This is a genomic window from Pseudomonas sp. NS1(2017) (assembly GCF_002269425.1).
Taxonomy (GTDB): domain Bacteria; phylum Pseudomonadota; class Gammaproteobacteria; order Pseudomonadales; family Pseudomonadaceae; genus Aquipseudomonas; species Aquipseudomonas reactans.
In genome coordinates, this window is sequence record NZ_CP022960.1 from 1,294,458 (window position 1) to 1,304,882 (window position 10,425).

Genomic DNA, 10,425 nt, shown 5'->3' on the forward strand with positions numbered 1-10,425 from the left:
CTTATTGAACGGCTTTACGCGGCACCGAAGGATCGGCCGGCAAGGTAAAAGAACGCAGATCGATCGTTGGCGCGCCGTCGGCACCCAGGCGATGATCCAGAATCAGCAGCTTGGCGTGAGCCAGGCCCTGGCTGAGTTGGCCGAGGTACTGTTCCAACACGAACGCCTGGCCGGCGGTGGCATAGGCCTTTTGTTCGGCGGCAAAACGCAGGTTGGCCGCCTGGGCGCCCGCGTTCACTTCGCGGGCGGTGGCGGTGGCCTGGTCGCGAGCGGTGCTGGCTTGCAGCAACGCCTGGTTGGTTTGCTCACTGGCCGCACCGCGTTCGCGGGAGATCAGGGCCTGGGCGCCGATCTGTGCAGCCTGCACACCGTGGTAAGCGTTGGCGGCACCGGCCGGCGGGTGGATCGCCTCCACCACCGTGGCGAGAATTTCTACGCCGCTGTCGAGTGTTTGCAGGTCGGCCTGCACGGCGCGGCCGATTTCGTCGGCCAGGCGGGTGCGTTGTTCGCCGAGCAATTCGTCGAGGGTGCGCGAGGCAAAATCATGCACAAGGATGCGGCTGGCGGTGCTGCGGATCAGGGTCGGCACGTCCGCGCTGTTATAGGTGGCGGCGAGCGCGGCCTGGTCGGTGAGGCCGATGCGGTAGACGAACCGCACATCCATATTGACGATCTGGAAGCTCTGTTTGTCGCCGCTGCTGCTGGCGATCACCTGGGACTTGTCATTCACATGGCTGGCGTCCCACAAGCGGTTGGCAATCAGCGGCGCGGGGCCTTCGGCAGGCGCCAGCTCCGGTGTAGCGGCTTCGCTGACGCTTGTGGCCAGTTCATGCACCACGCCGTTTTCCACACTGATCACGCGGCCCAGTGGCCACGGCAATCCCGCATGCAAGCCAGGGCCGAAGACCTGCACCGGCTTGCCGAAACGTTCATAGATCCCACGGCCTTGCAGGGGCACTTCGTGCACGCCAGTGAGCGCCCAGCCTACCGCCAGCACCACCAGCAACACCGGCAGGAACGCCCGGCGCATGTAGGTAAACGCCCAGATCTGGCGCAAGTCGATGCCGAAGCGGTTGTGCAATTCATGTTGCAGCGCGAGCAAGGGTTGCGGCGGCCAGCGTAACAATCCGGCGATAAAGCTTTGCGCCATCAAGCGCGGCTCCACGCGTGGCTGACGTGGGCTGAACAGGGACAACACAGCTCTTAATAGAAACTCCAGCGAGACGAGCGCCGGCAGCAAGCCGATCAATACGGCCAACCTCAGGGGCCAGACGGCGTTGGCCCCGGCAAACAGCAGGCACACCGCACTGACCACCAGGCAAATAATCGCCACCCGGCTCAACTGCGCCAGTTGCGAGGCTTCCGGCCATTGCGCGGTGGTCTCCTGGGCCAGACGGCGTTCAAACACCAGCACGCCAAACGCCAACCCCAACGCCAGCGCGGCGCCGATGCTTGCCGATTGACCGACCGCTGCGGCGGGCAGCGCCAGGTTCCAGAACTCGACAATGCTGACCAGTGCCAGCAACGACCAGCCGCCGAGCCACAACACTGGCGCACCGATCTGCTTGCCAAAGCGCTCCAGGAGGCGCGCGTAGCGGCTTGCGTCTTCAACCGGCACATCAACCGACGGTTCTTCCAACGCCTGCGCACGCCAATCCGCCACCCACCACGCTGATTGCAAACCGGCTACCAACAACAACAACGCCGACGCACAGTTGATCAACACCACCGGCCAGATCGACAGCGGCGCAAACAACGCGACAAACAGTGCCAGCACCCAGCCGGCAACGGCCAACACCGTCAGGCTGATACCGGCCTGGCGCAATCGCCGGGCATGGAACAGCCCTTGTTGAAAACGCGGGAGGCCTTCCACCGAAGCGCCGTCAGCTTCCAGATCCACTTGCATCCACTTATGTCCGCTCGCACACAATTAGTTACGATATAACACAAGGCGTGAAATTTTTGTTTGCTTAGAAGCAGACCGTGACTAAACCCCCAGAAACACGCGCCATCACTGGTGCAGGCCACGAAGAATCGGGCACACTCCAGAACAGTTTTTCGCGGGTCCACGGACAAGGAAGCGTCACTCCCCATGATTTCGATCTATCAGCTCAAGCCGCGTTTTCAAAACCTGCTGCGCCCTCTTGTGCAGCGCCTCTATGACAATGGCACCACCGCCAACCAGATCACCGTGCTGGCCGGCGTGATTTCCTTGCTGGTCGGCCTGCTGATTGCCAGCTTCGCCCAACACCTGTGGCTGTTTGCGCTGATCCCGCTGTGGATGATCCTGCGCATGGCGCTCAACGCCATCGACGGCATGCTTGCCCGTGAATTCGGCCAACAGTCGCGCCTGGGCGCCTACCTGAATGAATTGTGCGACGTGATCGCCGACAGCGCGTTGATCCTGCCGTTTGCACTGATCCCCGGCGTGAGCCTGGCGCCGGTGCTGCTGGTGGCGCTACTGGCGGTGTTCAGCGAATACGCCGGCGTGCTGGGGCCGATGGTGGGCGCATCGCGGCGCTATGACGGGCCGATGGGCAAAAGCGATCGTGCGTTTGTACTCGGGGTACTGGCCACCGGCGTCGCGCTGGGCTGGCTGGGCGCGGGTTGGGTCGACACGGTGATGTGGCTGGTGGCCGCCCTGCTCGCCTACACCTTGGTCAACCGGGTGCGTCAGGGCCTCAAAGAACAATAAGAAATTTCACCGATTGCATAAGGATTTTTGCGATGCGCGAACAGCAACAGCACACCTTCAGTACCCACGACGGCGTCGAGCTTTTCTACCGGCACTGGCCGGCCACGCAGACTACCGGGCCGCGCAAGGCCATCGTGTTGTTCCATCGCGGCCATGAGCATTCGGGACGTATCGCCCACCTGGTAGATGAGCTGAACCTGCCGCAATTCGACTTCTTCGCCTGGGACGCCCGTGGTCATGGCCAATCTCCCGGCGAACGCGGTGACAGCCCCAGCTTCGCCACCAGCGCCCGTGATGTGCAGACTTTCTGCGACCACATCGGCGCCACCTATGGCATCGAGGAAGACAACTTCGCCGTCATTGCGCAAAGCGTCGGCGCGGTGATTGCCGCGACGTGGGCGCATGACTACGCGCCAAAAATCCGCGCGCTGGTGCTCGCGTCCCCGGCGTTCAAGGTCAAGCTCTACGTGCCATTCGCCCGGCCAGGCCTGGCGCTGATGCGCAAATTCCGTGGCAACTTTTTCGTCAACAGTTACGTCAAGGCCAAGTTCCTCAGCCATGACCCGGAGCGCGTGGCGTCCTACGACAGCGATCCGCTGATTACCAAGGCCATTTCGGTGAATGTGCTGCTAGGCCTGTACGAAGCGGCCGACCGGGTTGTCGCCGATGCCCAGGCGATCCAGGTGCCGACGCAACTGCTGATCTCGGGTTCGGACTTTGTGGTGCACCGCAAACCCCAACAGCAATTTTTCGACCGCCTCGGCAGCCTGAAAAAAGAGCTGCACATTCTCCCCGGTTTCTTCCACGACACCCTCGGCGAACGCGACCGCGCCACTGCGGTGAGCAGCGCCCGGCGTTTCATCCTGCAGAACTTCGAACATCCGCTGGACCGCGCGTCACTGCTGGACGCCGACAAGCTGGGCGCTACTTGCGCCGAGTCCGAAGCCCTGGCCGCGCCGCTACCGCGCAACTCTTTGCGCGACCTGTACTGGCGCATGACCCGCGCCAGCATGGGCCTGGGCAAGAACCTGTCGGACGGTGTGAAGCTGGGCTTCGACACCGGTTTCGACTCCGGTAGCACCCTGGACTATGTGTACCGCAACACGCCCACCGGCAAGGGCGGGCTGGGGCGGATGATCGACAGCAACTACCTCAACTCCATCGGCTGGCGCGGCATTCGCCAGCGCAAGTTGAATGTGGAGGAACTGCTGCGTCTGGCGATGGCCAAGTTGCGTGGAGAAGATCGCGAAGTGCGCATTGTGGATATCGCCGCCGGTCATGGCCGCTACATCCTGGAAGCCTTGCAGGGTGTGTCGCCGCTGCCGGAATCGATCCTGCTGCGTGACTACAGCGACATCAACGTACGCGACGGGGGTGCGCTGATTCGCGAAAAAGGCCTGGGCGACATCGCGCAATTCGTCAAAGGCGATGCTTTTGACCGTCTGGATCTGGCCGCGCTGGACCCCAAGCCGACGCTGGCGGTGGTGTCCGGGTTGTATGAGCTGTTTGCCGATAACGGCATGGTCGGCGGTTCGCTGGCGGGCCTCGCTGAGGCGGTAGAGCCCGGCGGCTATCTGGTCTACACCGGCCAGCCATGGCACCCGCAACTGGAGCTGATCGCCCGTGCGCTGACCAGCCACCGCCAGGGCCAGGCCTGGGTAATGCGCCGCCGCAGCCAAGCGGAAATGGATCAACTGGTGGAAGCCGCCGGCTTCCGCAAGATCACCCAGCGAGTGGATGAGTGGGGCATTTTCACCGTGTCCCTGGCACAGAAGATCTGAGCATGCGCGAACCCGGCTTATTGAAACCCGCAGTCCTGTGGCTGCTGCTGTTGGCGCCGCTGTTTTTCAGCACCTACGGCTTTGCCACCTGGGTCACCAGCCAGCGCAGTGACGTCGGCACGCTGGTGTTCGGCTGGGAAACCCATATGCCGTTCTGGGCCTGGACCATAGTGCCCTACTGGTCCATCGACCTGCTCTACGGGTTTTCCCTGTTGCTACCCAACACCCGGCATGAGTTGAAGCAACATGCACTGCGCTTGCTGAGTGCCCAGGTGATCGCCGTGAGCTGCTTCCTGCTCTGGCCGCTGCGCTTCACCTTCGAGCGGCCGGAGCTGGACGGCGTGTTTGGCTGGCTGTTTGCAGTACTGGCGGGGTTCGACAAGCCGTTCAACCAGGCGCCGTCCCTGCATATCGCGCTGCTGGTGATCCTGTGGGTCATGTACCAACGCCATACCCAGCGAATCTGGCGTTGGCTGGTGCATGGCTGGTTCGCGTTGATCGGCATTTCGGTGCTGACCACTTATCAACATCACTTTATCGACTTACCCACAGGCGCCCTCGCCGGTTGGCTGTGTGTGTGGTTGTGGCCGGTGGAACATCCGAGCCCATTGTTGAATGCACGGCTGACGCGGGATCCCAAGCGCTGGCGGTTGGGTGTGCGCTATGGCGTGGGCGCGTTGGCCTTGGCGATCCTTGCATTTGTGATGGGTGGCGCATGGCTGTGGATACTTTGGCCAGCGGTCTCCCTCGCCTTGATCAAAGCGAATTACTTCGTGCTCGGCGCTGCGGGCTTCCAGAAACGCGCCGACGGCCAACTGACACCTGCTGCGCGTTGGCTGTACGCGCCCTATCTGGCCGCTGCCTGGATCAACTCGCGCCTGTGGACACGCAAGCATCCACAACCGGACCTGATTGTGGATAACGTCTGGCTCGGGCGTATTCCTACAACGAGCGAGCAAGAACCCTTCAAGGCCATCGTCGATCTCTGTGCCGAATTGCCGATTAATCCACAGGGCCGCGCTTACCAATCGATTCCCGTGCTGGACCTGATTGCCCCGAGCCCCACCGAATGCCTGCAAGCCGCGCAAGCCATCGAGCGCTTGCGCGCAAGTGGCCCATTGCTAGTGTGCTGCGCTCTCGGCTACTCGCGCAGCGCCACCGCCGTCGCGGCCTGGCTACTGCACACCGGGCGCGCCGCGACGATAGAGGATGCGCTGACTATCATTCGTACAGCGCGGGCCGATGTGGTCCTGCACCCCGCACACCGTGAAGCTTTGGAGGGTTTACCCCATGCCCGCTGATATGGAACTGCAGGTTGTCGCCAGCTTGTTGCGTCGAGGTCGCTCGCTGGATCAGTTATCCACAGGCCTGACCCTGGTTGGCGTCGCGTTCGGCCTGGCTCAACTGCTGATGGCGAGTATTGCGCCGATCTGCCTGCTGCTGAGCCTGTGGATGATTATCCTCGGGCTGCTGCAAAAGTACTGGGCGCTGCGCGTGGCCTTCGACGCCGATCTGTTCGCCCTGCTGGCCCGCGACATCGACCGCACCCCGGACCTCGACCAGGCCTTGCAAACCCTTGGCCTGCAATCAGCCAAGCGCGTTGGCCGGCCCTGGACCGAGCGCCGTCGTGGCGCGCTCAAACTGTTGCGCAAACAAGCCTGGCTGCTGGGCGCGCAAGCGCTGCTGACCCTGGGCGTGATCCTCGCCAGCCCTTGGCTGCCTTTCGCCGGATAAGGAATCCCCATGTTCGAACCCGTGGTCGCCACGTTGATTACCTCCATGGCCCGCACCGTCACCGGTGCCCGCAGCCTGTGGCTGGGGTGCGCGCCGGTGCCGGTGCAACGCATCTACTTCGCCAACCACAGCAGCCACGGCGACTTCGTGTTGCTGTGGGCCTCGCTGCCGCAGAACCTGCGTAAATTCACGCGCCCGGTGGCCGGCAGCGATTACTGGAATACCAGCGCTCTGCGTCGCTACATTATCAACCGCGTGTTCAACGGCGTGCTGATCGACCGCGAACGCAAGGACCCTGTGGATAACCCTTTGCAACCCATGCTCAACGCCCTGGAAGGCGGCGATTCGCTGATCATCTTCCCCGAAGGTACACGCAACCTTGAAGACGGCCTGCTGCCGTTCAAAAGTGGCTTGTATCACCTGGCGAAAAGTTACCCACAGGCCGAATTGGTCCCGGTGTGGATCGCCAACCTTAACCGAGTCATGCCCAAGGGCCGCGTGCTGCCGCTGCCCCTGCTGTGCACCACCAGCTTCGGCGCGCCGCTGCAACTGGAAGACGGCGAAGACAAAGCCGCCTTCCTCGCCCGAACCCGCGATGCTCTGCTCGCCCTTGCACCGGAGCCTGTCTGACATGGATAGCCAAACCCTGATGTTGTTCGGTGGCATCGGCGCGATCCTGGTGCTCGCCTCACTGATCGGCCTGATCCTCAAGCTGCGCACTCGTGGTAGCCCCAATGCCGTCATCGACAACCTCAACGCCCGCATCAACGCCTGGTGGGTGATGGTGGTGGTGATCGGCATCGCCTTCTGGCTCGGCACCGGCGCGGTGATCCTGCTGTTCTACGCGGTGTCGTTCTACGCCCTGCGCGAATTCCTCACCCTCACCCCCACCCGCCGCAGCGACTACCCGGCGCTGGTCGCCGCGTTCTACCTGGCGCTGCCGCTGCAGTACCTGCTGATCTACTCGGACTGGTACGGGCTGTTCTCGATCTTCATCCCGGTCTACGTGTTCCTGCTGCTGCCGATCCTCGCCTCCTTGGGTGGCGACAGCACGCACTTCCTTGAACGGGCGTCGAAAGTGCAGTGGGGCCTGATGATCGCGGTGTTCTGCGTGTCCTTCGTGCCCGCCCTGCTCACCCTCGACATCCCTGGCTACGAAGGCCGCAACCTGCTGCTGATTGCCTACCTGGTGATCGTGGTGCAACTGTCGGACGTATTGCAGTACGTGTGTGGGAAGTTGTTCGGCAAGCACAAGATCGCGCCGAACCTGTCACCGTCGAAAACCGTGGAAGGCTTTGTCGGCGGCATCCTGCTCTCATCCCTGATCGGCGCGGCACTGTGGTGGACCACGCCGTTCAATCCGTGGCAGTCGTTTTTGATTGCGCTGCTGATCAACCTGCTCGGGTTTGCCGGCGGCATCGTGATGTCGGCGATCAAACGCGATCGCGGCGTGAAGGACTGGGGCCATATGATCGAAGGGCACGGCGGGATGCTGGATCGGTTGGATTCGGTGTGCTTTGCAGCGCCGATTTTCTTTCATCTTGTACGGTATTGGTGGACGTAAATTTCGTTGCCATTAACAATTTGAACGAATTTTTAAGCCTATAGGCAAACAAAATTATGTATTTTGTTAGCCTATAGGCTTATTTTTTAGTTTATTTGTATGCCTATAGGCTAATATTAATTACAAACTCGATAGCCTATAAGCTTACATAAGGTCATTCACCATGAGTGCTTCCAAGCTCTACAAACTGCGCCTTTCTCAGGTAGAACGTGCCATTGAGCCGTTTAATGACGTTAAAAATGCGACTGTTCCACCAGGCGGTTGGCTGCGGGCTATCCGAGAATCATTAGGCCGCTCATTAAAAACGCAGGCCGAAATTGCCGGCGTATCCTCAGGGACGTTGACCAAGTCCGAGCGCTCGGAGGCTGAAGATCGGATATCGCTCGCACAGCTAAGAAAGCTAGCAGCAGCACTGGACTGTGAACTGGTCTACGGCCTGGTCCCCAAGAAGCCCCTGCACGAAGTCATCCAAGACCGCGCCGAATTCATGGCGAAGCAAGAAATCCTAGGCGTTGCACATTCCATGAGCCTCGAAGACCAACGCCCCTCTGATGCATTCATCGAACGTCAGATTGATGAACGCCGCAGAGAACTACTCGACGGTTCGTGGGCCCGCCTATGGCAATAGAACTGGAACTGAAACCAGGCCAAACGCCTCTCGATCCCGACGAAGCCGCTGGCCTGAAACCGAGGCATATCGCCACCCAGGGCGAACTGGATGAATGGGAGGCGCAGAACATCCTCAAAGCCTCACGTTGGATAGCGCGGCAAAAAAAGCTGAATGTACTGAACGACCATTTCTGCCGTGAGCTTCACGTGAAAATGTTCGATGACACTTGGAAATGGGCCGGTACCTTCCGCAAATCCGATAAGAATATCGGCTGTGATTGGACGCAGATCGCCGTCAACTTGCGGCAGTTGCTCGACAACATGGCTTACTGGCTGGAACACAATGTCTTCCCGCCAGAAGAGGTTGCCGTGCGCTTTCACCATCGACTTGTTTGGCTACACGCCTTTCCGAATGGCAACGGTAGACATGCTCGCCTCATGACCGACTGCCTGCTGAGGCAATGTGGTATTGCTCCCTTCTCCTGGGGTCGCGGTAACTTGGTGACCGCTAATGAAGTGCGCCAACGCTACATCCAAGCGCTTCGCGCTGCCGACAACAATGATTACACGCTACTGTTGGCATTCGTGCGCAGTTGAAGCGCCGCTTGAGGATAACGGGCAACGTTAGGGTGAATCGTGAATCCGCTGTAACCCTGTGGGGAGGGAGCTTGCTCCCGTTGGGTCGCGAAGCGGCCCCAGCTTTTGATTAGGACTGCTGCGCAGTCCAACGGGACGGTGCGACGGTTCGACAAGCTCCCTCGCCACAAGTACGGTGTTCGCCCATCAGAAGCGCCTAACCCGGCAAATGCCCCAGTGGCAACGCCCCCGGGGTTTTCACGGTCTGAATCGCGAAGTTGCTGCGAATGTCCCTCACCCCCGGCAGCTTCAGCAAACTACCCGTGACGAACCGCTCATAGCCGCGCAAATCCGGCACCACCACCTGCAACAGAAAGTCCGACTCCCCCGACACCAGGAACGCCGAGATCACCTCTGGCAACGCCGTGACCGCCTCACGGAACGCGTTGGCCTCGGTGTCATTATGCCGCTCCACCTTCACGCCCACGAACACCATCATCCCCAGGCCCACTTCATCGCGATCCAGTGTGGCCTGGTAGCCGCGAATCACACCGGCTTCTTCCAGCAACCGCACGCGTCGCAGGCAGGGTGAGGCAGACAGCCCGATCTCGTCGGCCAGTTGCACATTGCTCAGGCGGCCGTCGCGTTGCAGGGCTTCAAGAATCTTGCGGTCAAAAGCGTCGAGTTTCAGATTTGGCATAAGTGGATGGCCAATAGAGTGATAAGTGGCAGATAGTGCCACGACTAGACGCTTTTCTAGCTGACTACGCAAGCACATGCCCCGCCCTTCGGCCCTAGAATTGACCGACACACAAGGGGGTGGAACATGGCGGAACTCTGGTTGTTTCTGGTGGCTCTTTCGGTGGCGTATCTGCTGCCAGGGCCGGACATGATCCTGCTGCTGCAGACCGGCGCGCGCCAAGGCAAAGCCTTGGCGCTGACCACCGCGATTGGCCTGGGACTGGCCCGCGCCTGCCATGTGGCCCTGGCAGGCATGGGCTTGGCGACCTTGTTCAAAGTGGCGCCCTGGACCTTTGATGTGGTGCGGCTGGGTGGCGCGGCCTATCTGTTATGGCTGGGGGTGCAGTGCCTGCGGGCAAATATGCTGCCGACGCTCGATACGGCCAACGCCACCCTGAAAACCCACGCCTGGCGTGCCGCACTGCAACGCGGCTTGCTGACCAACCTGCTCAACCCCAAGGCGCTGCTGTTCTGTTCGGTGCTGCTGCCGCAATTCATCGACCCGCAAGCTGGCCCCGTGGCGGCGCAATTCGCGTTGCTGGGCGTGATCCTGGTCGCGGTCGGTTTCGCCTTCGACTGTTGCTACGCCTTGGCCGGCGCGCGCATTGGCCAGTGGCTGGCACGCAATCGCTCGGCGCAGCGTGTGCAGCAATGGCTATTCGGCAGTCTTTTGATCGGTTTTGCGGTGCGTCTCACTTTTGTGCAACACGCCTAGCGGTGCGGCG

Annotated in this window: 11 protein-coding genes; 9 read left to right on the forward strand and 2 right to left on the reverse strand. The window is 61.2% G+C overall.

The window, feature by feature from the left end:
• Position 1: 1 nt before the first annotated feature.
• Complete coding sequence (hflK, locus tag CI807_RS06260; RefSeq protein WP_095014070.1) at positions 2 to 1,906, reverse strand: protease modulator HflK; 1,905 nt, start codon at positions 1,904 to 1,906, stop codon at positions 2 to 4.
• A gap of 186 nt (positions 1,907 to 2,092) precedes the next feature.
• Between hflK and CI807_RS06265 the strand changes: the two genes are divergently transcribed.
• From CI807_RS06265 to CI807_RS06300, 8 genes are all read left to right on the forward strand, one after another.
• Entirely contained in the window at positions 2,093 to 2,695 is a 603-nt protein-coding gene (locus tag CI807_RS06265; protein ID WP_095014071.1) for a CDP-alcohol phosphatidyltransferase family protein, read from the forward strand.
• Between the two features lie 32 nt (positions 2,696 to 2,727).
• Positions 2,728 to 4,476 carry a bifunctional alpha/beta hydrolase/class I SAM-dependent methyltransferase gene (locus CI807_RS06270; protein WP_095014072.1) on the forward strand — a complete coding sequence of 583 codons (1,749 nt, stop codon included), beginning with the start codon at positions 2,728 to 2,730 and terminating at the stop codon, positions 4,474 to 4,476.
• A 2-nt stretch (positions 4,477 to 4,478) separates the two neighbouring features.
• Positions 4,479 to 5,777 (forward strand): phosphatase PAP2/dual specificity phosphatase family protein, encoded by a 1,299-nt coding sequence (locus CI807_RS06275; RefSeq protein ID WP_095014073.1) that lies wholly within the window; start codon positions 4,479 to 4,481, stop codon positions 5,775 to 5,777.
• Positions 5,767 to 6,210, forward strand: a complete 444-nt coding sequence (locus CI807_RS06280) for a hypothetical protein (protein ID WP_095014074.1) — start codon at positions 5,767 to 5,769, stop codon at positions 6,208 to 6,210. Before CI807_RS06275 ends, CI807_RS06280 begins: the two co-directional genes overlap by 11 nt.
• 9 nt (positions 6,211 to 6,219) lie before the next feature.
• Entirely contained in the window at positions 6,220 to 6,840 is a 621-nt protein-coding gene (locus CI807_RS06285) for a 1-acyl-sn-glycerol-3-phosphate acyltransferase (protein ID WP_095014075.1), read from the forward strand.
• A 1-nt stretch (position 6,841) separates the two neighbouring features.
• A complete protein-coding gene (locus CI807_RS06290; RefSeq protein WP_010207670.1) occupies positions 6,842 to 7,774 on the forward strand; it encodes a phosphatidate cytidylyltransferase in 933 nt (310 codons plus the stop codon).
• A gap of 163 nt (positions 7,775 to 7,937) precedes the next feature.
• Complete coding sequence (locus CI807_RS06295) at positions 7,938 to 8,402, forward strand: helix-turn-helix domain-containing protein (protein ID WP_095014076.1); 465 nt, start codon at positions 7,938 to 7,940, stop codon at positions 8,400 to 8,402.
• Positions 8,393 to 8,980: a mobile mystery protein B gene (locus tag CI807_RS06300; RefSeq protein ID WP_095014077.1), complete on the forward strand. Its 588-nt coding sequence runs from the start codon at positions 8,393 to 8,395 to the stop codon at positions 8,978 to 8,980. Before CI807_RS06295 ends, CI807_RS06300 begins: the two co-directional genes overlap by 10 nt.
• A gap of 196 nt (positions 8,981 to 9,176) precedes the next feature.
• On the opposite strand, the gene CI807_RS06305 is transcribed toward CI807_RS06300, so the two are convergent.
• The gene (locus CI807_RS06305) at positions 9,177 to 9,650 is read right to left on the reverse strand and encodes an Lrp/AsnC family transcriptional regulator (RefSeq protein WP_025854407.1); all 474 of its coding nucleotides are present in this window, start codon (positions 9,648 to 9,650) and stop codon (positions 9,177 to 9,179) included.
• A 135-nt stretch (positions 9,651 to 9,785) separates the two neighbouring features.
• On the opposite strand from CI807_RS06305, the gene CI807_RS06310 reads away from it, so the two are divergent.
• The gene (locus CI807_RS06310) at positions 9,786 to 10,415 is read left to right on the forward strand and encodes a LysE family translocator (RefSeq protein WP_095014078.1); all 630 of its coding nucleotides are present in this window, start codon (positions 9,786 to 9,788) and stop codon (positions 10,413 to 10,415) included.
• The last annotated feature ends 10 nt before the right edge of the window (positions 10,416 to 10,425 follow it).

Bases quoted from the DNA above. Each gene is read 5' to 3' on its own strand.
- hflK (WP_095014070.1), bottom strand. From the start codon at position 1,906: ATGCAAGTGGATCTGGAAGCTGACGGCGCTTCGGTGGAAGGCCTCCCG.
- CI807_RS06265 (WP_095014071.1), top strand. From the start codon at position 2,093: ATGATTTCGATCTATCAGCTCAAGCCGCGTTTTCAAAACCTGCTGCGC.
- CI807_RS06270 (WP_095014072.1), top strand. From the start codon at position 2,728: ATGCGCGAACAGCAACAGCACACCTTCAGTACCCACGACGGCGTCGAG.
- CI807_RS06275 (WP_095014073.1), top strand. From the start codon at position 4,479: ATGCGCGAACCCGGCTTATTGAAACCCGCAGTCCTGTGGCTGCTGCTG.
- CI807_RS06280 (WP_095014074.1), top strand. From the start codon at position 5,767: ATGCCCGCTGATATGGAACTGCAGGTTGTCGCCAGCTTGTTGCGTCGA.
- CI807_RS06285 (WP_095014075.1), top strand. From the start codon at position 6,220: ATGTTCGAACCCGTGGTCGCCACGTTGATTACCTCCATGGCCCGCACC.
- CI807_RS06290 (WP_010207670.1), top strand. From the start codon at position 6,842: ATGGATAGCCAAACCCTGATGTTGTTCGGTGGCATCGGCGCGATCCTG.
- CI807_RS06295 (WP_095014076.1), top strand. From the start codon at position 7,938: ATGAGTGCTTCCAAGCTCTACAAACTGCGCCTTTCTCAGGTAGAACGT.
- CI807_RS06300 (WP_095014077.1), top strand. From the start codon at position 8,393: ATGGCAATAGAACTGGAACTGAAACCAGGCCAAACGCCTCTCGATCCC.
- CI807_RS06310 (WP_095014078.1), top strand. From the start codon at position 9,786: ATGGCGGAACTCTGGTTGTTTCTGGTGGCTCTTTCGGTGGCGTATCTG.